This is a genomic window from Curtobacterium sp. USHLN213, assembly GCF_037144815.1.
Lineage (GTDB): Bacteria > Actinomycetota > Actinomycetes > Actinomycetales > Microbacteriaceae > Curtobacterium.
This window is the reverse complement of record NZ_JBBCYQ010000001.1, coordinates 1-23,859: the sequence shown is the minus strand read 5'-3', so window position 1 is coordinate 23,859 and position 23,859 is coordinate 1. Positions and strand designations below refer to the sequence as shown.

Annotated in this window: 21 protein-coding genes; 14 read left to right on the top strand and 7 right to left on the bottom strand. The window is 74.8% G+C overall.

Annotation, left to right across the window (positions count from 1 at the left end; all coding sequences use genetic code 11):
* Positions 1–106 precede the first annotated feature (106 nt).
* Positions 107–1,468, top strand: coding sequence for an MFS transporter (locus WFH25_RS00105; RefSeq protein WP_071294666.1), 1,362 nt, complete (start codon positions 107–109; stop codon positions 1,466–1,468).
* Positions 1,469–1,861: 393 nt separating this feature from the next.
* On the opposite strand, the gene WFH25_RS00100 is transcribed toward WFH25_RS00105, so the two are convergent.
* Together WFH25_RS00100 and WFH25_RS00095 are read right to left on the bottom strand one after the other, a co-directional pair.
* On the bottom strand, positions 1,862–3,910 hold the full coding sequence (locus WFH25_RS00100) for a carboxypeptidase-like regulatory domain-containing protein (RefSeq protein ID WP_336696449.1): 2,049 nt from the start codon (positions 3,908–3,910) through the stop codon (positions 1,862–1,864).
* A gap of 111 nt (positions 3,911–4,021) precedes the next feature.
* Positions 4,022–4,474 carry an NUDIX domain-containing protein gene (locus tag WFH25_RS00095; RefSeq protein WP_336696448.1) on the bottom strand — a complete coding sequence of 151 codons (453 nt, stop codon included), beginning with the start codon at positions 4,472–4,474 and terminating at the stop codon, positions 4,022–4,024.
* A 97-nt stretch (positions 4,475–4,571) separates the two neighbouring features.
* On the opposite strand from WFH25_RS00095, the gene WFH25_RS00090 reads away from it, so the two are divergent.
* Positions 4,572–5,480 (top strand): universal stress protein, encoded by a 909-nt coding sequence (locus WFH25_RS00090; protein ID WP_336696447.1) that lies wholly within the window; start codon positions 4,572–4,574, stop codon positions 5,478–5,480.
* On the opposite strand, the gene WFH25_RS00085 is transcribed toward WFH25_RS00090, so the two are convergent.
* From WFH25_RS00085 to WFH25_RS00075, 3 genes are all read right to left on the bottom strand, one after another.
* On the bottom strand, positions 5,432–6,451 hold the full coding sequence (locus tag WFH25_RS00085; protein ID WP_336696446.1) for an SGNH/GDSL hydrolase family protein: 1,020 nt from the start codon (positions 6,449–6,451) through the stop codon (positions 5,432–5,434). The two genes, WFH25_RS00090 and WFH25_RS00085, sit on opposite strands and share 49 nt — an antisense overlap.
* A 117-nt stretch (positions 6,452–6,568) precedes the next feature.
* Positions 6,569–6,925 (bottom strand): PRC-barrel domain-containing protein, encoded by a 357-nt coding sequence (locus tag WFH25_RS00080; protein WP_070418952.1) that lies wholly within the window; start codon positions 6,923–6,925, stop codon positions 6,569–6,571.
* A 50-nt stretch (positions 6,926–6,975) separates the two neighbouring features.
* Positions 6,976–7,959, bottom strand: a complete 984-nt coding sequence (locus WFH25_RS00075; protein ID WP_336696445.1) for a glycosyltransferase family 9 protein — start codon at positions 7,957–7,959, stop codon at positions 6,976–6,978.
* A gap of 100 nt (positions 7,960–8,059) precedes the next feature.
* On the opposite strand from WFH25_RS00075, the gene WFH25_RS00070 reads away from it, so the two are divergent.
* The 7 genes from WFH25_RS00070 to WFH25_RS00040 are packed head-to-tail and all read left to right on the top strand — an operon-like array spanning position 8,060 to position 14,914.
* A complete protein-coding gene (locus WFH25_RS00070; RefSeq protein ID WP_336696444.1) occupies positions 8,060–8,611 on the top strand; it encodes an HAD-IIIA family hydrolase in 552 nt (183 codons plus the stop codon).
* The gene (locus tag WFH25_RS00065) at positions 8,608–9,687 is read left to right on the top strand and encodes a glycosyltransferase family 9 protein (RefSeq protein WP_336696443.1); all 1,080 of its coding nucleotides are present in this window, start codon (positions 8,608–8,610) and stop codon (positions 9,685–9,687) included. Before WFH25_RS00070 ends, WFH25_RS00065 begins: the two co-directional genes overlap by 4 nt.
* Before the next feature lie 52 nt (positions 9,688–9,739).
* The gene (locus tag WFH25_RS00060; RefSeq protein ID WP_336696442.1) at positions 9,740–10,741 is read left to right on the top strand and encodes a glycosyltransferase; all 1,002 of its coding nucleotides are present in this window, start codon (positions 9,740–9,742) and stop codon (positions 10,739–10,741) included.
* Entirely contained in the window at positions 10,738–12,087 is a 1,350-nt protein-coding gene (locus WFH25_RS00055) for a glycosyltransferase (RefSeq protein ID WP_336696441.1), read from the top strand. The genes WFH25_RS00060 and WFH25_RS00055 overlap by 4 nt, the downstream gene beginning before the upstream one ends.
* Positions 12,084–12,707: a D-sedoheptulose-7-phosphate isomerase gene (locus WFH25_RS00050; RefSeq protein WP_261646710.1), complete on the top strand. Its 624-nt coding sequence runs from the start codon at positions 12,084–12,086 to the stop codon at positions 12,705–12,707. The genes WFH25_RS00055 and WFH25_RS00050 overlap by 4 nt, the downstream gene beginning before the upstream one ends.
* Before the next feature lie 23 nt (positions 12,708–12,730).
* The gene (locus WFH25_RS00045; protein WP_336696440.1) at positions 12,731–14,170 is read left to right on the top strand and encodes a PfkB family carbohydrate kinase; all 1,440 of its coding nucleotides are present in this window, start codon (positions 12,731–12,733) and stop codon (positions 14,168–14,170) included.
* 39 nt (positions 14,171–14,209) lie between these two features.
* Complete coding sequence (locus WFH25_RS00040) at positions 14,210–14,914, top strand: SDR family oxidoreductase (RefSeq protein WP_336696439.1); 705 nt, start codon at positions 14,210–14,212, stop codon at positions 14,912–14,914.
* A gap of 54 nt (positions 14,915–14,968) precedes the next feature.
* Here the strand turns inward: WFH25_RS00040 and WFH25_RS00035 are convergent, their stop codons facing one another.
* The gene (locus tag WFH25_RS00035; RefSeq protein WP_336696438.1) at positions 14,969–16,075 is read right to left on the bottom strand and encodes a glycosyltransferase family 9 protein; all 1,107 of its coding nucleotides are present in this window, start codon (positions 16,073–16,075) and stop codon (positions 14,969–14,971) included.
* A 134-nt stretch (positions 16,076–16,209) separates the two neighbouring features.
* On the opposite strand from WFH25_RS00035, the gene WFH25_RS00030 reads away from it, so the two are divergent.
* The 5 genes from WFH25_RS00030 to WFH25_RS00010 all read left to right on the top strand — a co-directional run bounded on the left by WFH25_RS00030 (position 16,210) and on the right by WFH25_RS00010 (position 21,909).
* Positions 16,210–17,610 (top strand): aldehyde dehydrogenase family protein, encoded by a 1,401-nt coding sequence (locus tag WFH25_RS00030; protein ID WP_336696437.1) that lies wholly within the window; start codon positions 16,210–16,212, stop codon positions 17,608–17,610.
* Positions 17,607–19,115 (top strand): D-glycero-beta-D-manno-heptose 1-phosphate adenylyltransferase, encoded by a 1,509-nt coding sequence (gene rfaE2 / locus WFH25_RS00025; protein WP_336696436.1) that lies wholly within the window; start codon positions 17,607–17,609, stop codon positions 19,113–19,115. The genes WFH25_RS00030 and rfaE2 overlap by 4 nt, the downstream gene beginning before the upstream one ends.
* A 120-nt stretch (positions 19,116–19,235) precedes the next feature.
* A complete protein-coding gene (locus tag WFH25_RS00020) occupies positions 19,236–19,943 on the top strand; it encodes a DedA family protein (RefSeq protein WP_336696435.1) in 708 nt (235 codons plus the stop codon).
* Entirely contained in the window at positions 19,940–21,250 is a 1,311-nt protein-coding gene (locus WFH25_RS00015) for a sensor histidine kinase (RefSeq protein WP_336696434.1), read from the top strand. Before WFH25_RS00020 ends, WFH25_RS00015 begins: the two co-directional genes overlap by 4 nt.
* Positions 21,247–21,909: a response regulator gene (locus WFH25_RS00010; RefSeq protein ID WP_071294651.1), complete on the top strand. Its 663-nt coding sequence runs from the start codon at positions 21,247–21,249 to the stop codon at positions 21,907–21,909. The genes WFH25_RS00015 and WFH25_RS00010 overlap by 4 nt, the downstream gene beginning before the upstream one ends.
* A gap of 41 nt (positions 21,910–21,950) precedes the next feature.
* Here the strand turns inward: WFH25_RS00010 and phoA are convergent, their stop codons facing one another.
* Positions 21,951–23,642, bottom strand: a complete 1,692-nt coding sequence (gene phoA, locus WFH25_RS00005; RefSeq protein WP_336696433.1) for an alkaline phosphatase — start codon at positions 23,640–23,642, stop codon at positions 21,951–21,953.
* Between the last annotated feature and the right edge of the window lie 217 nt (positions 23,643–23,859).

The window sequence follows — 23,859 nt, the reverse complement described above, 5'->3', positions numbered from 1 at the left end:
CCACACACCACAGCGAGCGCGCATCGTCGGCCGGCACCGTCTGGTCCGGTCGTCGTCACGTCGACACCGACGCGCGCTCCGCCGTTCCCCGGAGGAGGTCAGCATCGTGTCCACCAACACCACCACCTCGGCCGTGTCGACGAACACGCGGCCGATCACCGTCACCACGCAGTCGATCGTCGGCATCGCCGTGCTCGGGCTCGCGACGTTCTTCGCGATCACGACCGAGCTCATGCCGGTCGGGCTGCTCGGCACCATGAGCGCCGACCTCGGCGTCTCCGAGTCGACCATGGGCATCGTCGTGACGGTGTACGCCGCCGCCGTGGCGATCCTCGCGCTGCCGCTCACGTCCTTCACCGCCCGGCTCCCCCGCAAGACCGTCCTCGTGGCGACGCTCATCGGCTACACGGTGTCGAACGTGATGATCGCGCTCGCGCCGTCCTTCGCGGTGGTCTGCGCCGGTCGCATCGTCGGCGGCGTCGCGCACGCGCTCTTCTTCTCGGTCGCCTCGGCCTACGCGACGCGCATCGTGCCGCCGCGTCTCGCCGGTCGCGCGATCGCGTTCGTGTACTCCGGCAGCTCGCTCGGCTTCGTCATCGGCGTGCCCGTGGCGACCTGGGTCGCGCAGTCGATCGGGTGGCGCCCGGCCGTCGGTGCCGTCGCCGTCGCCGCAGCAGCACTGGCCGTCGTCGCGCTCCTGTTCCTGCCGAGCGTCCGCGGGGCATCGTCGCCGCACATCGGCTCGCCGAAGGCCTGGGCACGCACCGGCCTGCTCTCCGTCGTGATCGCCGACCTGCTGCTCTTCGCCGGACACTACGTCGTCTACACGTACATCGGGCCGTACGCGATCGACGCCGGGCTCGACGCCGACATGGTCAGCGGGGCGCTGCTCGTCCTCGGCGGAACGGGTGTCGTCGGTCTCTGGCTCGCCGGCATGTTCGTCGACCGGGCTCCGCGGCAGACGCTCATCGCGGCCGTCGCCGTGATGGCGGCGGCGTTCGCGGTGCTGCCGTTCGTGCACGGCTCGCTGCTCGGCACGATGGTCGTCGCCGGTGTCTGGATGGCCGCGAACGGCACCACCGGCACGCTCTTCATGGCCGCGGCGATCCGCTCCGGCGGTGTCTCGCCCGACATCGCGGGTGCGCTCATCAACGGTGCGTCGAACATCGGCATCGCCGGCGGCGCGGCCATCGGCGGCCAGGCACTCGGGGTCGTCGGGCTGCAGTTCATGCCGTTCGCCGGGGCCGTGGTGCTGGTCGGGTCGCTCGGCGTCGTGATCGCGGCGCGTCGGGGCTTCCCGGTGCACACGCACAACCAGGAGCACCTGTCGACCTCGTCGATCGAGGCGATCACGTCGTCGCTCGCGGTCGTCACGACCTCGGTGCCGGTGGTGTCGCGGGCGATCCAGACCCTGACGGGGTCGGTCGCGGTGGCGACGGGGTCGGTGCCGACGCGTCGGCGGCGCTGAGGCGTCCGGGCGCTCGCGCTCTCTGGGGCGGCAGTGTGCGAGGTTCCGCGCTCCGTGCGGGGCCGGGAGCCGAGCACGGTGCGCGGGACCTCGCACGTTGCGTGTGGGCGGCGCGGTGTGGGCTGCGCGGCGTGGGCCCGGTGCGTGAGGCGCGCGGCACGGGAGGCGCGGCGTGCGCCCGGTGCGCACGGTGCGGTCCGAGGGCGGTGCGGCAAGGTGCGAGGTTCCGTGCTCCGTGCGGGGCTGGGAGCCGGGCACGCTGCGCAGGGCCTCGCACGGTGCGTGCAGGGCGCCGCGCGCGAGACTGGGCGGGACCTCGCACGCGGTGGGCAGCGCCCCGCACGCACGACGGGGCGGGACCGGCAGCGCCGGCCCCGCCCCGTCGTCGTGCGGTCAGTCCTGCAGGTGCGACGTCCGGCGGCGGTTGCGCACCGCCCGGAACGTCAGGAGTCCGCCGCCGAGCAGCACGAGCACGCCCGCCGCGATGAGCCCCGGCGTCAGATCGGCGCCCGTGTACGCCAGCGCGCCGCCGGTGGTCGATCCGCCACCGGACGAGATCGGCGTCGTGCCGGAACCGCCGCCGGGGGTCGGAGCCGGAGCGGGAGCCGACGGGGTGGGCGTCGGGGTCGGGGTCACGACGGCGGCCGGGACCGTGATCGCCAGCGCCGTGGCCGAACCGCTCGCGGGCGTGGTGATCGTCACCGGGTCCGCACCGTCGACCTCGACGGTGTACTCCGTCTCGGGCGCGAGGCCGGTGAGGTCGAACGTCCCGTCCGTGCCCGTGGTGGTCCGGACGGGGTCGCCGGCCTCCGGGTCGGTCGGGGTCGCGACGACGTCGACGCCCGCGGCCGGGTCGCCGTTCGTGTCGGTGACCGTGCCGGGCTGGTCCGTGGTCGTGACGACCGGCGCCGCGGGCGTCGCGAACGGCAGGTCCGACTCCGCGCTCGCGCCACCGGCGACGGTGACCCCGGTGTTCTGGGTCGGGCCGGTCGCGCCGGGCTCCGGGACGGTGGTGCGGACGGTGTACGTGCCGGCCGCGGTGTGGAACGTGTAGCGGCCCGAGGCATCCGTGGTGGTCGAGGCCACGACGGTGGTGCCCTGCAGCAGCTCCACGACCTGACCGGCCGCGACGGGAGCGCCGTCGAGGCTGACGACACCGGTGACGGTCGCGATGACCGCGGCGGGGGCCTCGATCGGGTCGAGCGCGGTGGGGTCGCCACCGGCCGGTCCGGTCGTGATCGTCGTCGGGTCCTCGTCGCCGACCGAGACACCGAGGTCGGTGCCGGCGGGCAGGTCGGAACCGGTGTAGACGCCGTCGCTGTTCGTCGTCGTGTTGACGAGTTCCTCGCCGTCGGACGGGTCGACGATCACCACGGGGACGTTCGACACCGGGTTGCCGTCGGCGTCGGTCACGGTGCCGATCACCGACGTGGTGCCCGGTGGTGCGGTGAACGGGAAGTCCACGACCTGGTCGGCGCCGCCGGGGACCGTGTTGAGGGACGTCGTGGCCGACGGGGTGCCGTCGGCGTTCGGCGGCGGCGTGATCGTCACGGTGTAGCCGCCGATGACCGGGAGCTCCGGGAACGAGTAGGTGCCGTCGGCGCCCGTGGTCGTCGTGTAGAGCGTGCCGCGGGGTGCCTGCACCGTGACGGTCGCGCCGGGGATCGGGGTGTCGTCGAGCGTCGCGGTGCCGGTGATCGCCGCCGTGCGGTTGGCGAACCAGGTCTGGTAGACGGGGAACCCGCTGCGCTGCTGGTAGGTGATCGTCAGGGTCTCGAGCGGGACCGTCGGCCTGAACCACGCGGTCGCGCCGGAGGTGTCGTTGGCGGCCGCGTTCCCCGTCAGGGTCCGGGTCGCGGCGTCCCACGTGGGGGCGTCCTGGCCAGCAGGGACCCCGCCCGGATCGGCCGGGCAGCTCCATCCGCCGGCGGAGACGGACGAGCACGAGTTGTACGAGCTCTGGTAGCCGAGCTGTGCCGCGGTCGCCGCTGCGCCGCCCTGGACGGTCGCGGAGATCGTCGCCTGGTCGGCGTCGACGTCACCGAGGACGAAGGACCAGCTGCCGTTGCCCGGGGTCGCACCGTCGAAGGTGTAGGTCGTGGTCGACGCTGCCGACGCGGTCGGCGAGTCGGCGTTCGGACGCTGGTTGATGTAGGTGTTCCCGCGGCTCGAGCCGTACACCGCGCCCGGCCCCGTCGACGGCCCCTGCCAGGTCGAGGCACCGCTGATCACGGTGGACTGCCGTGAGTTCGACGTGAACGTCGTCGCCGGGAACCCCGGCAGTGTCATCGTGCCCGTGTAGGCCTTGCTCGACCCGCTGACGGTGAACGTGCCCCAGTGGCCGGCCGGCGCGGCGGACGCGCTCGTGGCGCCCCCGATCGCCAGACCCGCTCCGAGCACGATCCCGGTCAGCCCTGCGGTGACTGCGCGCCAACGCCGCATGTGGAACTCCCCTGTTTCGGCGCCGCCTCACCACGACGCTCGCTCAGGTTATCCAGCGACCGCGAAGTCCGTCCACACCGAGACGTGTTCGTGACACGCGCCCGGAGCCGGTCACTCCGCGGTCAGCCGGTCCAGCGCCGCGACCTGTCCCGCGACGACCATCGACCGCGCCTCGTCGATCAGGATCCACCGTGCGTCGTCGACCTCCGGCACCTCGACGAACCGTCCGGAGCCCCGCGGCAGCTCGATCCGCGCCGTGTTCGACCGCACCCGATCGACCGAGAAGCCCGGGGCGTCGACCGCGAACACCCGCACGCGCTTGCCGGACGCCTGCTGCACCTCGCCGAGGTCGGTCACCGGTCCGTCCGGTGCGGCGACCCCGATCTCCTCGGCGAACTCGCGCCGTGCGGTGTCGAGCGGGTTCTCGTCCCCCTCGACGATCCCCTTCGGGATCGACCACGCGCGCGGGCGGTTCCGCCAGAACGGCCCGCCCATGTGCGCGATCCAGACCTGCACGCCGGCGTCGTCGGCCCGGTACAGCAGGAGTCCAGCGCTCAACACCACAGCGCGAGGCTACACAGCGGGCAACGGGAGTAGTTTGCAACGCAAGGAGCGCCATGGCGACGCCCCCGGAGGACCCCGGACGAGGAGGTCGATCGGGATGGACGAACGGTGGACGACGGTCACACTGGCCGCCGACGCGGCGAAGCCGCACGAGGAAGCCCTGCACTGGGTCACGTCCCGGGTCGGCACGGGCATCGAACGCATCCGGGTCATCGGCGTGGACCCGGCGATCGAAGGGCGCACCGGACCCGACGGCAAGCGCGTGGCCGACGCCCTGGCGGACGCCGCCCGCACCGCGATGCCCGACGTCCGGGTCGAGGTGCGTCGGCACGCCGGGCCCTTCGCCGCGGCACTCGTCGAGGAGTCGGACGGTGGCGACGTGCTCGTCGTCGGGACCTTCCGCGGCCGGCGCGGTTCGACGGCGGGTGGGGACCCGGCCCGGGTCGCCGAACGTGCAGCGGTACCGACGGTCGTCGTGCCGGAGGGACCGCACCCGATCGACGGCGACGTCGTCCTCGCGGTCGAGGAGCCGATCGACGAACGCGCCCTCGCGATCGCCGTCGACGAGGCGCACCGACTCCACCGTCGCGTGACGCTCCTGCGTGCCTGGGAGATGCCGGTGCTGACCCGCACGGGCCTCACGGACTTCGCCGAGGACCCGATGCGGTGGCGCACCCGGAACGCCGAGCTGCTGCAGCGGGTCACGACGGCCCTGACCGCGCGGTACCCCGGCGTCCGGTTCCACCCGCTGCTCGTCGAGGGGCACCCGGGGCACGCGATCGCCGCGCACACCCGCCGTGCCTCGCTCGTCGTGCTCGGCCTCGGGCACGTGACGGCGCTCTCGGGGTCGGTGCTGCACGACGTCCTGCGGGAGACGGCGTCGCCGGTGTGCGTGGTCCCGCGGGCGGCGCACGGCGCACACGACGCCGGCAGCGCGGAGGTCCCCGCCGCGACCGGTCAGCCGGCGAGGTCGCGCGCGGCGGCGGCCACGCGCTTCGTGAGGTAGGCGACGCCCCGCGTGTTCGGGTGCAGGGCGCCCGGCTCGAGGTCGATCCGCCGCAGGTCGCCGGTGCCGTCGAGCGAGACGCCCGACACGTAGGGCTTCTTCGTCGCGCACGCCGAGTGCGCCTGGGTGGACGAGAACACGTCCACGAACCGGACCCCGGCCGCCCGTGCCGCCGACGCCGAGACGTCGTTCAGCGCCTCCTGCACGCCGTGCAGGTACCGCACGTCGGTGTTCGTGAACGGGTAGGAGTTCGTCGGGAAGGACCCCGCGAGCGTCCCGAGGTCGAGGGCGGACCGGAAGCAGCCGCCCTTCGGCGTGTGGTCGGCGTCCGGGAAGATCGCCGGGTACCCGAGGAAGACGATCGTCGCGTTCGGCGCGGCTTCCTTGACCGTGGCGAGGGTGTCGGCGATGCCGAGGGCGACGCGGGACTCGATCTTCGTGCCGAGCAGGTCTTCGCCGTCGGTCACGAGCGTGCTCCGGCAGGACGGTGCGTCGCGTCCGGAGAACACCGGGCCCTTCGCCGAGAGCGCGAGACAGGACGCCGCCGTACCGAAGAGGTCGGCGTCGTTCCCGCCGATCGTCAGCGTCACCAGGCGGGTGCGCTCGGACAGCGATCGGATCTGCGGGGGCACACCCTTGAACTGGAAGCCGCTCGTGACGTCGTCGCTCGTGGCGCCGCCGCACGTGACGTCGGTGAGGGCGAGCCCGAAGCGCGCGGCGATGCGGTGCGGGTAGTCCTGGGCGGACTGCCCGCACGCACTCGTCGGCAGGTGCGTCGGGTCGGACAGCCCGTACCCCGCGGAGTACGAGTCGCCGAGCGCGACGTACTCGCTGCCCGGCGGGATGTCCGCGAGCGTCTCCGCCAGCACACCGGTCACCGGGTAGGGCTGCGGGACCGGCCACATCGGCGCAGCCGACGCCGCACCACCACCCGCGACCGATCCGGCGAGCACGACGAAGGCCGCCACCACGGCGAGCAGCGTCGAGCGGACGGAGCGGAGCAGGTTCGGCCTCCAGGGACGGGTCGGACGGACCAGGCTAACCGGTCGACCCGGCTGCCGCGGTCAGCGACCGACCGGGCGCCGCGGTCAGCGACGACCCAGGCGCCGCTCTCCCCCGCTGCCGGTGCGGTACTCGAGCCCGTAGTGCTGGTAGACCTCCGGTTCGAGCGACGCGTCGAGCTCGCCGTCGGTCGCGATCGTCGGCGCGGCCTTGATGGTCTTCTTCGGGTACGCGACACGCAGGTGCTTCGGCGCGACGAGGGCTCCGGTCAGGGGCACGAACAGGAGCTTCTGGAAGCCGACCATCCCCGTGGTCACCGCGCCGAAGGCGGGCTCGGACGTCGCGGTGTCGTAGTAGATGCTCTCGAGCGTCCCGACCTTGTCGTCCGCCTCGTCGACGACCGGCAGGCCGATCCAGTCCCGGATGTTCGCGGCTTCGAACACGTGCGCCTCCTCGCGAGCACCCGGCGCGTCCGGGTCGCTCGCCGTCGACGCTACCGGGCCGCGGACGGGTCGGTCACGCCGAGCGAGTCCACCGCGGCGAGCACGTCGTCGGGCCCGATGGCGAGCAGCGCGGGGTCCGGGTCCTCGGCGAAGACGTCGCCGCGCCGCACCGAGGCGTCGGTGAGGACGACGTGCGGACCCGAGGCTGGCGGCCCCCACGCCTCCGGCGGCGCCGGACCGAAGACGACCACCGACGGGACGCCGTAGGCGGACGCGAGGTGCGCGGCGCCGGTGTCGACCGTCACGACGAGCCGCGCGGCCGCGACCACGCCCGCGAAGTCCTGCAGTGCGAGCACGCCGGCCAGGACCGCCCCCGGCGCCAGCCCGGCCGCCTGCGCGACGGCGGCGGCGCGCTCGACGTCGTCCGCGCCTCCCGTCAGCACCACGTCGAGGCCGCGCTCGCGCAGTCCGCGCACCACGGCGGCGAAGCGGTCCGTCGGCCAGTGCCGCGCACCGTGGAACGCGCCGACGTGCACGACCGCGGCACCCTCGGCGACCGGCGGCGCGTCGGGACGGGCGATCGCGACGTCGTCGGGGTCGGCCTCGATCCCGTGCCACCGGAGCAGCTCGGCCCAGCGGTCGCGCTCGTGCACCGCGTCGGGCCACTCCGGTCCGTCGAAGCCGTTCGTGGGGTCGGCGTGGCCGATCACCCGACGGGCACCGAGCGCGGCGACGAGGTCGGACGACTCCGGCCCGGCACCGTGCAGGTTCACGGCCACGTCGACCGCGCCCGCGGGTGCGCCGATCGGGTGGTCCAGACCGTGCTGGGCGAGGTGCACGTCGACGTCGGGCACGAGCGCCACGACGGGCGCCAGCCAGGCCGTCGTCGCGAGCGAGATCCGGTGGTCCGGGAAGGCGCGGCGCAGCGCGTGCAGTGCGGGCACGGCAACGAGCAGGTCGCCGAGCTTGATGGCGCGGAGCACGAGCAGCTCGGGGCGCCCGTCGGACGGGGGCAGGGTGTCGACGGCGGTCACCGCGCAGACGGTAGACGGACGCGGCCGCCTACCCGTCCGGGAACGCGTTCCGCGGCTGTTCCTGAACCCGTCACCGGCCCGCGGTCGGTACGTCAGGAGCATGGCCCTCGCTCCGGACCGCACCGTGCGCGGTCTCCTCTTCGACCGGGACGACACGCTCGTCATCGACGTCCCGTACAACGCCGACCCGCACCGGGTGGTGCCCGTCCCCGGCGCGCGTCGAGCAGTGGCACGTGCCCGTGCCGCAGGGCTGGCGCTCGGGGTCGTCACGAACCAGTCGGTGATCGCGAGGGGGATGGCGACGCGCGAGCAGGTCGACGCCACGAACGCCCGGGTGGACGAACTCGTCGGACCCTTCGACGTGTGGTGCGTCTGCCCGCACGACGCTGACGACGACTGCGCGTGCCGGAAGCCGCGGCCCGGGATGGTCCTCGACGCGGCCGGACGACTCGGTCTCGACCCGTCCGAGCTCGTGGTCGTCGGCGACATCGGCGCGGACGTCGGCGCCGCTCTGGCCGCGGGCGCCCAGGCCGTCCTGGTCCCGACGCCGCGCACCCGGCAGGAGGAGGTCGACGCCGCGCCGACCGTGGCGGCGACGATCGAGGACGCCGTGGCGCTCGTCCTCGACCACGTGCGGGCGGTGCGCTCGTGAGGACCGGACCCCGGGTCCTCGTCGTCCGGCTCGACTCGTTCGGCGACGTCCTCGTCGCCGGGCCCGCCGTCCGGGCCGTGGCCGCCGGCGCGTCCCACGTGACGATGCTGTGCGGGCCGCAGGGTGCGCCCGCCGCGGACCTGCTGCCCGGCGTGGACCGGGTCCGGGTCTGGGCGGCGCCGTGGGTCACCGAGACCGCCCGCCCGATCGACGACGCACTGCTCGCCGACTTCCGCGCCCTGGTCGCCGAGGAGGCGCCGGACGAGGCCGTGGTCCTCACCTCGTTCCACCAGTCGCCGTTGCCGGTCGCGCTGCTGCTCCGCCTCGCGGGCGTCCGTCGCGTCTCCGGCGCGAGCGTCGACCACCCCGGTTCACTGCTCGACGTGCGGCTCCGACCCGGCGAGGACCTCCCCGAGGACGTCCCGGAACCCGAGCGCGCCCTCCGCATCGCCGAGGCCGCCGGGTTCCGACTGCCGTCGGGTGCGTCCAGGAGGCTCGGCGTGCGTCTCGACGTCGCCCCGCCTGCCGAGGTGGCCGGGCTGGACCGGTACGTGGTCGTGCACCCCGGCGCGAGCGTCCCGGCCCGCGCCTGGCCGGAGGACCGTCACCGGGCCCTCGTCGCCGCGTACGCGGCGCAGGGCACCGCCGTCGTCGTCACCGGCTCGCCGGGCGAGCGCGCCCTGACGGCGCGGGTCGCCGGCGACACCGCGATCGACCTCGGCGGACGCACCACGCCGGCCGAGCTCGCGGCGGTCCTGGCCGGTGCCGAGGTCGTCGTCGTGGGCAACACGGGGCCGGCGCACCTCGCCGCAGCGGTGGGCGTGCCGATCGTCAGCCTGTTCTCGCCGGTGGTCCCGGCGGTCAAGTGGGCGCCGGACGCACCGCTCGTCGAACTGCTCGGCGACCAGGGGGCTCCGTGTCGCCTCAGCCGAGCCCGAGCGTGCCCGGTGCCGGGGCACCCGTGCCTGTCCTCCGTGCGCATCGAGGACGTCCTCGAAGCGCACCGGAGGCTGCTCGACCGCGCTTCCCGGATGGTCCGGAGAAGTCTGCGGAGCACGCCAGAAGGTGCTGCGTAGCTTCCGCACTGCTCCTCCTCCTCTTCTCCTCATCCCGACCGGAAGGCCCCGCATGCGGATCCTCGTGTGGCACGTGCACGGCGGCTGGATGGACGCCTTCGTCCGCGGCCAGCACGAGTACCTCGTCCCGACCACGCCCGCCCGGGACGCCTGGGGGCTCGGCCGTGCCGACCGCGCCTGGCCGGCCTCCGTCGTCGAGATCGACCCGGCCGACGTCGCCGACGCCGAGGTCGACGTCGTGGTGCTGCAGCGGCCCGAGGAACTCGACGAGGCGCGCCAGCTGCTCGGCGGGCGCGAGGTCCCGATGGTGTTCGTCGAGCACAACGCACCCCGTGTGGACGTGCCGAACAGCCGCCACCCGCTGCGGGACCGCGACGACGTCACCATCGCCCACGTCACGCACTGGAACGCGCTCATGTGGGACTGCGGCTCGACGCGGACCACGGTCGTCGAGCACGGCGTCGTCGACCCCGGGCCCCGGTACACCGGCACGCTCGACCGACTCGGCGTCGTCATCAACGAACCCGTGCGCCGCGGCCGCGTCGTCGGGACCGACCTGCTCCCCCGCTTCGCCGCGGTCGCGCCGGTCGACGTCTGGGGCATGGGCACCGAGCGACTGCCCGAACTCGGCTTCGGCGACCGTGTGGTCGCCCGCGGCGACGTGCCCGCAGACCCGATGCACGCCGCCCTCGCCGAGCGCCGGGCGTACGTGCACCCGAACCGGTGGACGTCCCTCGGCCTGTCGCTCATCGAGGCGATGCACCTGGCGATGCCGGTCCTGGTCCTGGCGACGACGGACGCGGCCCGCACGGTCCCGGCCGAGGCGGGCGCGATCGCGACGGACGTCGAGGAGCTGGTCCGCGCCTCCAGGACCCTGCTCGAGGATCCGGACGAAGCGCGCCGACGGGGTGCCGTCGCCCGCGAGGCCGCGCTCGCGCGGCACGCACTCGGTCGCTTCACCGCGGACTGGGACGACCTGCTCGACGACGCCGTGACGCGCGCCGTGACGCGGAACCGCACGGCCTCCGCCGCGCTGGAAGGGAGTGCGCGATGAGGATCGCGATGGTGTCCGAGCACGCGAGTCCGCTCGCGGTCCTCGGCGGGGTCGACGCCGGCGGGCAGAACGTGCACGTCGCCGAACTGTCGGGCGCGCTCGCGGACCGCGGGCACCGGGTGACGGTGTACACGCGACGCGACGACGCCGACCAGCCCGTGCGCGTCGTGCTCCGCCCCGGCGTCGAGGTCGTGCACGTCGATGCCGGGCCCGCGCGGGCGGTCCCGAAGGACGACCTCTTCCCGTACATGGGGACCTTCGCGTCGGTGCTCGCCGCGGAGTGGTTCGTCGACCGGCCCGACGTCGTGCACGCGCACTTCTGGATGTCCGGGCACGCGGCCCTCGAAGCCGTCGCCCAGGTCCAGGCGCGCACCGGCGGCGTCCGCATCCCGGTCGTCCAGACCTTCCACGCGCTCGGGGTCGTGAAGCGCCGACACCAGGGCGCTGCCGACACGAGCCCGGCCGAGCGCGAGTGGCTCGAGCCCGCGGTGGGCCGCAGCGCCGACCAGGTCGTGGCGACGTGCTCGGACGAGGCGTTCGAGCTGAAGGCGCTCGGTGTCCCGCTGCACCGCATCTCCGTGGTGCCCTGCGGCGTCGACGTGTCGCTGTTCCGACCCGAGGGCGCCGGTCTCCCCGTGGAGGAGCGCGGCCGTGCCGCCCGGATCCTCACGGCGTCGCGGCTCGTCCGGCGCAAGGGCGTCGGGACCACCATCGCCGCACTCGCCGCGCTCGTGCACGAGGGTCGCGACGTCGAACTCGTCGTCGTCGGCGGTGCCGGGGTCGCCGGCGCCGACCTCCCGGACGATCCGGAGTACCAGCGCCTCGACGCGCTCGCGCGGTCCCTCGGTGTCCGCGACCACGTCACCTTCCGTGGCCAGCTCGGACAGCACGACATGCCGGCGGTCTACCGCAGCGCGGACGTCGTCGTCTGCGCGCCCTGGTACGAGCCGTTCGGGATCGTCCCGCTCGAGGCGATGGCGTGCGGACGCCCGGTGGTCGCGTCGAGCGTCGGGGGGCTGATCGACACCGTCGTCGAGGACGCCACCGGGCTGCACGTGCCCCCGCGCGACGAGCACGCCGTGGCCGCGGCCGTCGGCGGTCTGCTCGACGACCCCGGTCGACGGGCGCAGTACGGACGGGCCGGCCGCGAGCGTGCCGAGTCGCGATACACGTGGCAGAAGGTCGCCGCGGACAGCGAGCGGGCCTACGAGCGGCTGCTCGCCGGCAGCCGGTCGGTCGCCGCCCCCGTCCCCGACGCCCTCGCCCCGATCGACACCGAGCCCCGCGGTCCACGGGCCGGACGGGCCGCCCGCTCCACCCAGTCCACCGAGAGGACGGCACGATGACCATCGACCAACGCACGGGGACCGTCGACGAGCGCACCAGCGCCAGTGCGCGGATCGTGCTCGACCACGTGGCGGCCTCGGTCCCCGTGGTCGCGTCGCTCGTCGACCACGGCGACCACATCGGCGCCTGGGCGGACGACATCGCCGCGCGGCTCGTCGCCGGCCGTCGGTTGCTCGCCGCGGGCAACGGCGGGTCGGCGGCCGAGGCGCAGCACCTCACGTCCGAGCTGACCGGTCGCTTCGACGGGGACCGCCCGGCGTACTCGGCGATCTCCCTGCACGCCGAGTCCTCCGCCGTGACGGCCATCGGGAACGACTACGGCTTCGACCAGGTCTTCGCCCGACAGGTCTCGGCGCACGCACGGGCCGGCGACGTCCTCGTCCTGCTGAGCACGAGCGGCCGGAGCCCGAACCTGCTCCGCGCCGCCGAGGCCGCCCGCGCCGTCGGGGCCCGGACGATCGCGATGACCGGGCCGCGGCCGAACCCGCTCGCCGAGGCGGTCGACGATGCGATCTGCATCGACGGGCCCTCCGCGAACGTGCAGGAGGCGCAGCTCGTCCTCGTGCACGCACTGTGCCGGGCGATGGAACCGGCGCTCCGCCGCGGGGCACGGCGATGACCGGGCCGCGCGAGAATCCCACCGTGCCGGGGCCGGGCGGGTCCGCGACCGCGCCGCGGCTCCGCATCGCCGTCGTCGGGGACACCCTGCTCGACGTCGACGTCTCCGGCACGAGCGAGCGCCTCAGCCCCGACGCGCCCGTGCCCGTCGTCGACGTCCGCACCGACGACCGCCGTGCCGGTGGCGCAGGCCTCGTGGCGACGATGCTCGCGCGCGACGGCCACGACGTGACCCTCGTCACCGTGCTCTCCGACGACGCCCGTGGACCGGAGATCCGCAGCCTGCTCCCGGACGTCACCGTCGTCGCGGGCCCGTCCGGAGCGCCCACACCCGTGAAGACCCGCGTCCGCGTCGTCGACCACGCCCTCGTGCGGATCGACGAGGGCTGCGGCACCCCGCCCGTCCCGGACGTCACCGACGCGATGACCGCCGCCCTCGACGGGGTCGACGCCGTCGTCGTCGCCGACTACGGTCGCGGGGTCGCCGCCGCGCCGGGCATGCGGGAGGCCCTCGCCCGCGCAGCCCGGAGCACCCCGGTCGTCTGGGACCCGCACCCGAAGGGCGCCACGCCGGTCGCGGGGGTCGCGGTCGTGACCCCGAACTCCGCCGAGGCGCGCCGGTTCACCGCCGACGCGGTCGTGGCGCCCCACGCCGGCGCGGGCAGCGCCGGCAGCGCGGACGTCACCTTCGCCACCGCGGCAGCGGCCCACCTGGTCGCCACGTGGCGCGTCGACGCCGTCGCCGTGACGCTCGGCGACCGCGGCGCGCTCGTCGCGAGCAGCCGGGACGGCAACCGCTTCGTCCCGGCACCCTCCGTCACCGCAGGCGATCCCTGTGGCGCGGGCGACCGTCTCGCCGCCGGTGTGGCCGTCGCCCTCGCCTCGGGAGCCGACGTCGCCGAGGCCGTCACCGCCGGGGTCACCGCCGCGTCCGAGTACCTCGCCGCGGGCGGCGTCACGGCGCTCTTCGCCCAGGAGGGTCCGGCACCCGTGCGCGTCCCCGGCGCCGACCGCGACGCGATGCGCCTCGTGCACGACGTGCGGAACGCGGGCGGGACCGTGGTCGCCACGGGTGGCTGCTTCGACCTCCTGCACGCCGGGCACGCCCGCACGCTCTCGGCAGCCCGGGCGCTCGGGGACTGCCTGGTGGTCTGCCTGAACTCCGACGACTCGGTCCGGGCGCTCAAGGGCCCCGACCGGCCGATCATGGGCCAGGACGACCGCGTCGAGCTGCTCCTCGCGCTGGACTGCGTCGACGCCGTCGTGGTCTTCGACGAGCACACGCCCGACGAGGCCCTGCGCCGCTTCCGTCCGGACGTCTGGGCGAAGGGCGGCGACTACACCGCGGCCGAGCTCCCGGAGTCGCACACCCTCGCCGAGTGGGGCGGCCGCGTCGTGACGGTCCCGTTCCACCCCGGCCGGTCGACCACGCGACTCGCGGCGGCCCTCGAACACGTCGGCTGAGCCGGCACGCCCCACCACCCCCACCACGGAAGGAAGTCCATGCCCGTCCCCACCACCCCCATCGGCCGTGTCCTCGTCACCGGCGGCGCCTCCGGCCTCGGGGCCGCCGTCGTCGCCGCAGTCACCGAGGCCGGCGGCACGCCGATCGTCCTCGACCTCCGGATCGATGCCGTCTCGGACGGCCTCGACGCCGTCGCGGTCGACGTCACCGACACCGAGGCGACCGAGCGAGCCGTCCGCGAGGCAGCGGAGCGACACGGCGGCCTCGACGCCGTCGTGACCGCGGCGGGGATCGACAAGCCCGCACCGATCGGCGGCATCTCGTCCGGCGACTGGGAGCGGATCGTCGCTGTCAACCTGCTCGGCACGGCGGCCGTCGTCCGTGCGGCGCTGCCCGCGCTCGAGGCGTCGCACGGTCGGGTCGTCACGGTCTCCTCGTCGCTCGCCCTCCGCGGCGTCGGGGACGGCACCGCCTACTCGGCGTCGAAGTTCGGCGTCCGCGGGTTCTCGCAGGCCCTCGCCGCCGAGACCGGCGGCAGCGTCGGCGTCACGAACGTGATCCCGGCGGGCATGCGGACGAACTTCTTCGCCGACCGCACGGAGCAGTACAAGCCCGGGCCGGACGCGCAGCTCATCGAGCCGGAGTACGTCGCGAACGCGATCCTGTTCGCGCTCGCGCAGCCGGCCGGCTGCGAGATCCGCGAGCTGTCGATCATGCCGGCGACGGAGCCGAGCTGGCCGTAGACGCGACCGTCTGACGGACGGGAGGCGCGGTGCGGGCCCGCACCGCGCCTCCAGTCACGTGGTGCGGAGCAGGTCCGCGACGTCGGCGAGCACGGCCTGCGGCTCGACCTCGTCGACGTAGGACGGGTCGTGCGCGCAGCGCTCGGCCGTCCACCCGACCTGCGTCACGTCGACCCCGCACACCGGGCACCGCGTCACGTACGAGAGGTGGACGCGGTGCCGACCGCGGTCGAACGGACCGGCGTTCACCACGTTGCCGAACCAGAACACGCCCACCGTCGGGGTGCCCACGGCCACGGCGAGGTGCCGCGGGCCGGAGTCGTCGCCGACCATGACGTCCGCCGCCGCGAGGACCGCCGGGAGGTCGGTGAGCGACAGCGCGCCCGTACGGTCGTGCACGCGGTCCGCGGTGTCGGCGGGCAGCGCGGCCCGGATCGCTCCCGCAGCGGGCGCGTCCGTGGCGTCACCGACGAGGACGACGTCGTCACCGGCGGCGAGCCGAGCCCGGGCGACCGCGGCGAACCGGTCCGGGGTCCAGCGGCGCCGCGGATCGGTGGCCCCCGGGTGGATCGCGACGAGCCGCCCGCTGCGGTCCGACGCGGTGCGGACGCCGAGCCGGTCGCGGACCGCCGCGCGCTCCTCGTCGGAGACGCGCACCCGCGGGTCGAGCGTCACCGGTGCGGCACCGGCGAGCGAGACGACCTCGAGGGCCCGGAGGACCTCGTGCTGGTAGTAGACGTAGCGGACCCAGCGCTCCGTGACCTCGGCGTCCTCGGTAGCGGTGCCGACCGTGTGCCGGGCGCCGAGCCGGAGCAGGAACGGGTTCGAGTTCCGTCCGCCCCCGTGCAGCTGCACGGCGAGGTCGAAGCGCCCGGCGAGCCGCGACTCGAAGTCCGCGAGGGTCGGAGCACCCTCGCCGGAGTCCCGGACGCCCGGGACGACCGGCAGCTCCTCGAACGCGTGCACGGCCTCGGTCCGGCCGCGCAGCACCGCCGGGGCGGTCGGCGTGCCGAGCAGGGTGATGCGCGCGTCGGGGTACGCCGCTGCCAGGGCCTCGAGCGCCGGCACCGCGAAGAGCAGGTCGCCGAGGCCCCCGCCCCGGAGCACCCCGATCTCGCGGACGTCGTCGAACCGTTCTCCACCGTTGCCGATCAGTTGCACCCGTCCCGTCTACCGACCGGGGGCCGCCCGGACGTCCAGCAGCGGGCTCGGATGGACGAGAAACGCGATGCCGTGGGCGTGCCCAGCTTCCCGCGAGGACCGTCGGACCCCCGCCCGTCCCCCGGAAGGACACCATGACGATCGCTCCCCCCGCCACCGATGCCATCGTGGTGGCCGACCCCGCCACCGGGACCCTCGCCTCGACGGTGCGCCGCGCCTCCGAGGACGAGGTCCGCACCGCCGTCGCCCGTGCCCGGGCCGCGGCCCCGATGTGGGCCCGGACCGCACCGGCGGAGCGGGGTGCCCTGCTGCACCGCGCTGCCGAGCACGTCCGCGCGCACGCCCAGGAGCTGGCCGAGCTGAACACCCGGGAAACCGGCAAGGTCCCCGGCGACGCGCTCGGCGGGGTCGAGGCCGGGGTCGGGACGCTCGTGCAGTACGCCGAGCTCGGACCCGTGCACCGCGGCGAGGCCCTGCGCGGCGCGTTCGGCGCTGCCGACTGGTCGGTGCCGCACCCCCGCGGCGTGGTGCTCGCGCTGACCCCGTGGAACGACCCGGTCGCCGTGGCGTGCGGGATCCTCGGCGCCGCGATCGTCACCGGCAACACGGTCGTGCACAAGGGCAGCGAGCGCTCCCCCGCGACGATCGCCCGGCTGAACGCCCTGCTCGCCGAGGTCCTGCCGGACGGCGTCCTCGTCGGGGTGGACGGCGACGGCGCGACGGGTGAACTGCTCCTCGCGCAGGACGGCATCGACGTGTACGCGCACGTGGGCTCCACCGCGACCGGAGACCGGCTCTCCGAGGCTGCAGTGCGGACCCGTGCCCACGTCGTCCGGGAGAACGGCGGGAACGACGCGGTCGTCGTGGACGCCGACGTCGATCCGGTGTGGGCCGCCGCCCAGGTCGCCCTCGGCGCCTTCGCGAACACCGGCCAGATCTGCACGAGCGTCGAGCGGGTCTACGTGCACCGCGCGGTCGCCGAGCCGTTCGTGACCGCACTCGTCGCCGAGGCCGAGCGGCGCACGTCCGCCCCGGCGGCGGAGTACGGGCCGCTCGTCGACGACCGGCTCCGGCGCACCGTGCAGTCGCACGTCGACGACGCGCTGCAGCGTGGGGCGTCGGCGCGCACCGGCGGTGCCACACCGGACGGCCCGGGCGCCTTCTACCCCGCGACCGTGCTCACCGGTGTCACCGACGACATGCTCGTCATGACCGAGGAGACCTTCGGGCCGATCGCCCCCGTGCGCGTCGTCGAGGACTTCGACGAGGGCCTGCGACTCGCGGCGGCCGACCGCTACGGCCTCGCGGCGACGGTGCTCACGAACGACACCGGACACGCACTGCGTGCGGCCGCGGAACTCCCCGTCGGCACGGTGAAGGTCAACGCCGTCTTCGGCGGTGCCCCGGGCGGCAGCGCGCAGCCCCGGGGCGCCTCCGGCGCCGGGTTCGGGTACGGCCCGCACCTGCTCGACGAGCTCACCACCACGACGGTCGTGCACCTCGAGGCGGCCCCGCCGGCCGGCGGTGCCCGGTGAGCGTCGACGTCCGGCTCGTCCGGGACCTCGTCGCCACGGTCGACGACCGCGAGCCGCTCGTCGTCGTCATCGGCGACTGCATCCTCGACCGCTGGACCGTCGGCGAGGCCGAACGGGTCTCGCGCGAGGCCCCGGCCCCGGTGGTCCGGGTGACGGAGACCGTGGCGGTCCCTGGTGGCGCGGCGAACACCGCGGTGAACGCTCGCGCGCTCGGCGCCCGCGTCCGCATGGTCGGGCTGCTCGGTGACGACGAGGCCGGTGCCGTGCTCCGCGAACGCCTCGACGCCGCCGGGGTGGACACGTCCTGCATGGTCGTCGTCCCCGGCACCCGCACCACGACGAAGTCGCGGGTCGTCGGCGGCGACCGGGTCGTCGTCCGCGTCGACGAGATCGCCGCGGAGCCCACCGCCGAGCACGGCGTCCGGCTGGCCGAGGCCGTCGCCCGCGCGCTGCGGTGCGCCGACGCCGCGGTCGTCTGCGACTACGGCCTCGGGGTGGACCCGGCCGACGTCGTCCCCGTGCTCGACGCCGACCGTCCCACCGCGGTCGTCGTCGACGCGCACGACCTCACCCGCTGGGCGGCGCTCCGGCCCGACCTCGTGACGCCCAACGCCGGCGAGGCGGCCGCCCTGCTCGGGGCGCCGCTCGGGACCGGCCCGGACCGGGCGTCCGCGATCGTCGACGCCCGGCACGAGGTGCTCCGACGGACCGGCGCACGTGCGGCGGTCGTGACGCTGGACCGCGACGGCACGGTCCTGGTCGAGCACGGTCCCGACGGTGGCTTCCGGACGCGGGCGGTCCCCGCGTCGGAGCAGCAGGCCTCCGGCGCCGGCGACACCTTCTGCGCCGCTGCCACGGTGGCGCTCGCCGTGCACGCCCCGCTCCGCGACGCCGTGTCGGTCGCCCAGGCGGCAGCCGACGTGGTCGTCCGCGAGGCCGGGACCTCGGTGTGCTCGGCCGCGGCGCTGCTCGAGTCGGTGACCGCGCCGGCCGCGACCGTCGTCGACCACGACGAGCTCGCCGCCGCGGTGGACGCCGCGCGGGAGGCCGGACGACGGATCGTGTTCACGAACGGCTGCTTCGACGTGGTCCACCGCGGGCACACGACGTACCTCCGGCAGGCCCGGGACCTCGGCGACCTGCTCGTCGTCGCACTGAACGACGACGACTCCGTCCGGCGCCTGAAGGGTCCGGAACGGCCGATCAACCCGGCCGAGGACCGGGCCGGCGTACTCGCCGCCCTCGCGTGCGTCGACCTGGTGACGGTCTTCGCCACCGACACCCCGATCCCGCTCATCGAACGGCTGCACCCCGAGGTCTACGTCAAGGGCGGCGACTACTCCCCCGAGATGCTGCGCGAGACCGCGGTGGTGCAGGGCTACGGCGGCGAGGTCGTCATGGTCGACTACGTGCCCGAGCACTCCACGACCGCCGTCGTCCGACGGATCCGCGAAGCGGCCGCAGCGACCGAGGCCGCGCGGACGGACCCCGAGGCCACACCGTGACCCGTCAGGGGGAAGTCATACCGCGGTAGGGGGTGGTCGAGACCCGCGCGGGATGGCAGCCGGTCGCACGCTCCGTAGCGTCGAACCCGTCGACGAGGTCCGTCGGCGGAGGGAGCCACCGTGTTCGACCAGATCACCCCGCTCGTCGTCGAGCTGGCGGCCAGCCCGCTCGTCTTCGTCGTCCTCTTCGCGCTCTGCCTGGTGGACGGCTTCTTCCCACCCGTGCCGAGCGAGGCCGCCCTCGTCGCGGTCGCCGCCATCGCCGCGACCTCCGGCCAGCCGGTCCTCGTCGGGGTCCTCGCGGCCGCCGCACTCGGCGCGGTCGCCGGGGACTCCGTCGCCTACTGGATCGGCCGTCGGATCGGACTCGGCCGCCTCGCGCGGTCCCGGCGTCCGAGGATCGCCGCGGCGTTCGCGTTCGCCGAGCGCCAGATGCGACGGCGGTCCGCGAGCCTCATCCTCGTCGGTCGGTACATCCCCGTCGGACGCGTCGCGGTGAACATGACCGCCGGTGCGACCCGGCTCCCCTACCGCCGGTTCCTCGCGATCAGCTCGGTCGCCGGTCTGGCGTGGTCGGCCACCTCGATCGGGATCGCCCTCGCGGCGTCGAGCGTGCTGCACGAGCCGCTCGTCGCAGCACTGGTCTCGATGGTGGTCGCCGCCGGACTGGGGATCGCCGTCGACCGGGTCATCGGTAGAGTCACCCGGAAGCGGGAGGCCCGAGCAACCGCCCGGGCGGACGACCGCGCGGACGCCCGGGCAGCGGTCCTCGACGCCGCCCGCCCCGCACCCCACCTCGCCCACTCCGGAGGGACCGCACGACCGTGACCGCCCACGTCCCACCCGTGACGCCGCGCCGACGCCGGCCGTGGTCGACGCGCCGGGAGTGGGCGACCTGGCCCGTCGTCGCCGCCCGGATCGTGCTCGTCGTCGTCGCCGCGACGCTCTTCGCGGTGGCCGCACCCGTGACGGTCGCCGTGTACGACGTGCCCGTGCCGCTCGCGTTGCTCGTGACCGCGGTGCTCTCCGTCTCGCTCGGGCTCGCTCCGGTGCTGCCGCGGACGTCCTCGGTGGTGCACCTGGCGGGGGTGGCGGCCCTCGGGCTCCTCACCGCCGGGTCGCCGGCCGGTCCGTGGCCGCTCCCGGTCACCGCGATCATCGGCGTCGGCGCGCTCCTCGTCGTGCTCGGCGTCCGGACGGACTGGCGACTCACCGCCGCCGTCTGGACCGCGGCGACGGTGCTCACGCTCGGCCTGGTCGCGGTGGTCCCCGGTCGGTGGGACCCGGCCGACGTCTGGGCCGCGACCTTCGTCGTGTCCGCCGGCAGCGACCTGCTCCTCGCCGGGACGGCCGTGGCGATCGGGCAGCGACGTGCCGTCCGGGTGGAGCTCGCCGAGGCCCGCCGCGACGCCGAACTCGAGCAGGCCCGCCGCCGGTCGGTCGAGGAACGCTCCCGGATCGCCCGCGAACTCCACGACGTCGTGGCGCACAGCATGTCCGTCGTGCACATGCAGGCCGAGTCGGCGCCCTTCCGCGTGGCCGACCTCCCGCCGGCAGCACGTGCGGAGTTCGCGGCGATCGCCGAGACCTCGCGGACGGCGCTCCGCGAGATGCGGCAGCTGCTCGGCACCCTGCGCGGCGACGGCTCGGCGGAACGGGCGCCGCAGCCCCGGCTCGCCGACCTCCCCGCGCTCGTGCAGGCCACGCGGGCCGCCGGGATCCCGGTCGAGCTCCACCTCGACGACGACGCACCCGACGACGGGGACGACCGGCTGGCACAGCTGAGCGCGTACCGGGTCGTGCAGGAGGCCCTCGGGAACGTCGCGCGGCACGCTCCCGGTGCCGACACGACGGTGACGGTCGCCCGGCGCGGCGCTCTGCTGGCGGTCGAGGTGGCCAACGCCGCGCCACCCGCCGGCACCGTCCCCGCCGCTCCCCCGGACGACGGCGGGTTCGGGCTCGCCGGCATGCGGGAGCGCGTGTCGGCACTCGGCGGGACGATCGAGCACGGGCCGCTCCCGGACGGCGGGTTCCGGGTCGCCGTGACCCTGCCCGCCCAGCCGAGCACGGCCCAGTCCGCCCACCCGAGCACCGCCCGCCCGAACACGGCCCCGCCCGACCGAGGAACCCGATGACGCGTGTGATGGTGGTGGACGACCAGCAGATGTTCCGCATGGGGCTGCGGGCGATCCTCCAGGCCCAGGACGACGTCGAGGTCGTGGGCGAGGCGTCGGACGGCGCCGAAGCGGTCGTCGAGGCGCTGCGGCTCCGACCCGACGTCGTGCTCATGGACGTCCGGATGCCCGAGCTCGACGGGATCGAGGCGACCCGACGGATCACGGCCGCTCCGGCCACGCAGCCGGTGCGGGTCGTCATGCTCACGACGTTCGACATCGACGACTACGTGTTCGACGCCCTCCGGGCCGGGGCGAGCGGCTTCCTGCTCAAGGACGCCAGCGCCGACGAGCTCGTGCAGGCGGTCCGGACGGTCGCGGCGGGTGACTCGTTGCTGGCGCCGCGGGTGACCCGGCACCTCGTCGAGGCGTTCGTCGCGGGCCCGCTCCCGGCCGCACCCCGGACCGAGGTGCTCGAGGTGCTGACCGAACGGGAGCGCGACGTGTTCCTGCTGCTGGCACGGGGTCGGTCGAACGGGGAGATCGCGGCGGAGCTCTACATCGCCGAGCAGACGGTGAAGACGCACGTCGGCCGGATCCTGGCGAAGCTGCAGCTGCGGGACCGGGTGCACGCGGTGGTGCTGGCGTACGAGACCGGCCTGGTGACGCCGGCCCCCTGAGGGACCGGTGCCACCAGGCCGTCTCGACCGAGCCGAGGAGGCTAGCGGACTCGGACCTGCTTCGAGGCCTGCTTGCCGGACTGCACGCCGGTGAAGGTGATCGTCGACTTCCCCGACGTCGCCTTCCACGCCACCGTTGCCGTGCCGTCGATGACGTCCACCGTGCCGAGGTCGGTCGACCCGACGGCGACCCGCACCTGGCGGTCACCGGCGAACCGCGACCCGGTGAGCGTCACGCGCTGGTTCGGACGCGGTGCACCGACGGACAGGTCGATGCGGGCGCCGCGCGACAGTGCTGCGAGGTCGTCGTGCAGCCGGAGCCCGTCGCGGATGGTGGAGAACGTGTCCGTCTGGTCCGACAGCCCGACGACGTTCGAGGCACCCGGGCCGTACGCCGCGATGCGGACCTGCGTGCCGGTGTGCTGCTGCGAGCTGCCCGCGGCCGAGGTGCCGTACGAGACCTTCATCGTGGTGCCGTCGGCGGTACGGAGCGCCGTGGAGAGCGAGGTCGGCGGCGTGCTGTCGACGATCTGGCTCGAGTGGGCGTGGTCGGCCGTGGCGATGACGAGCGTGTTGCCGTCCTTCTTGGCGAAGGCGAGCGCGGACTGCACGGCCTCGTCGAAGTCGATCGTCTCGCCGATCTGGCCGCAGGCGTCGGCGGCGTGGTCCTGCTTGTCGATGCTCGCGCCCTCGACCTGCAGGAAGAAGCCCTTGCCGGTCTTCGCACGGTCACGGTTCAGCAGGTCGATCGACTTGTTCGTGAGCGACTGCAGCGACAGCCCGGTCGACAGGCGTGCCGGGTTCGGCGTGCACTGCACCGGTGTCTGGTCCGCCCCGCCGACGGTCGCCGTGGTGGGTGCGTACCGGGTCGGGAAGTTGCCCGGGGTGAAGAGCCCGAGGAGCGGCTTCGACTGGTCCGCACGACGGACGGCGGCGAGGCCGTCGGCGTCGGAGACCACCTGGTAGCCGCGCTGCTCAGCCTGGGCGAAGAGCGTCGAGCCCTGCCACTGCCCGGCCTTCGCGGTCTGCTGGAAGCTCGCCGAACCCCCGCCGAGGGTGAGGTCCGGGCGCGTGTTCAGCAGCTGCTCGCTGATCGACCCGAGCCCACCGTTCTGCAGCGCGTCGGTGCCGCACGAGGCCGTGTCCGGGCCGTAGCAGGAGCGGGCGCCGACGTGGGCGACCTGGACCGCCGGGGTGGCGTCCTGGATCTCGGCGGTGGACACGTCGCCGGTGCGGAGGCCGTTCGCCTTCGCGAGCTCGAGGAGCGTCTGCTGCTGCTTTCCGTCGATGTCGACCGAGATCGCGCCGTCGTACGTCTTCGTCCCGGTCGCCCAGGCGCTGCCGGAGGCCGCCGAGTCGGTGACGTAGTCGGGCTTGCCCTTGTCCGCACCGTCCTTGTACAGGGAGTACGTCGTGTACGAGCCGGTCAGCGGCAGCGCGTCGAGGCCCGGGAGTCGACCGGCCGCGCCGTACTGGTAGTTCCGCGCGATGGTGATCTCGGAGTCGCCCATCCCGTCGCCGATGAGCAGGATGACGTTCTTCGCGCCGGCCCGCTTGATCTCCTGCTGGATCGACCGGGTCTGGTCGCCCTGGTGGCGCTGTGCGCCGCCGTGCTGGTTCAGCGCGAGCTGCCCGACGGCCTCGGCCGCGCCCGGCAGGGCGACGGCGCCGGCGATGAGCGCGGCGCCGAGTGCGAGCGCCGCGCGGCGGCGGCGCTGCGGAGTGTGCTGCATTGGGTGTTCCCCTCGTCTGTGCCCCGAACGGGTGCCATCCGAGGATGGCTGTGCGTGGGTACAGGCGGGTGAACGGGCCAGGTCTGGTCGATGAACAGACGCGGTGACAGCGAGACGGGAGGCGCGGGGGCCGCGGGGCACCCGCCGCCCGGCGGGAGTAGGGGGCCGCTACGGGGGGGGGGGGGCCGGCAGGGACCCCCCGTGCGAGGGGCGGCCC

Excerpts from the sequence above, each read along its gene's own strand:
- WFH25_RS00100 (WP_336696449.1), bottom strand. The coding sequence starts at position 3,910 with ATGCGGCGTTGGCGCGCAGTCACCGCAGGGCTGACCGGGATCGTGCTC.
- WFH25_RS00090 (WP_336696447.1), top strand. The coding sequence starts at position 4,572 with ATGGACGAACGGTGGACGACGGTCACACTGGCCGCCGACGCGGCGAAG.
- WFH25_RS00070 (WP_336696444.1), top strand. The coding sequence starts at position 8,060 with ATGGCCCTCGCTCCGGACCGCACCGTGCGCGGTCTCCTCTTCGACCGG.
- WFH25_RS00060 (WP_336696442.1), top strand. The coding sequence starts at position 9,740 with ATGCGGATCCTCGTGTGGCACGTGCACGGCGGCTGGATGGACGCCTTC.
- WFH25_RS00055 (WP_336696441.1), top strand. The coding sequence starts at position 10,738 with ATGAGGATCGCGATGGTGTCCGAGCACGCGAGTCCGCTCGCGGTCCTC.
- WFH25_RS00050 (WP_261646710.1), top strand. The coding sequence starts at position 12,084 with ATGACCATCGACCAACGCACGGGGACCGTCGACGAGCGCACCAGCGCC.
- WFH25_RS00040 (WP_336696439.1), top strand. The coding sequence starts at position 14,210 with ATGCCCGTCCCCACCACCCCCATCGGCCGTGTCCTCGTCACCGGCGGC.
- WFH25_RS00030 (WP_336696437.1), top strand. The coding sequence starts at position 16,210 with ATGACGATCGCTCCCCCCGCCACCGATGCCATCGTGGTGGCCGACCCC.
- WFH25_RS00010 (WP_071294651.1), top strand. The coding sequence starts at position 21,247 with ATGACGCGTGTGATGGTGGTGGACGACCAGCAGATGTTCCGCATGGGG.
- phoA (WP_336696433.1), bottom strand. The coding sequence starts at position 23,642 with ATGCAGCACACTCCGCAGCGCCGCCGCCGCGCGGCGCTCGCACTCGGC.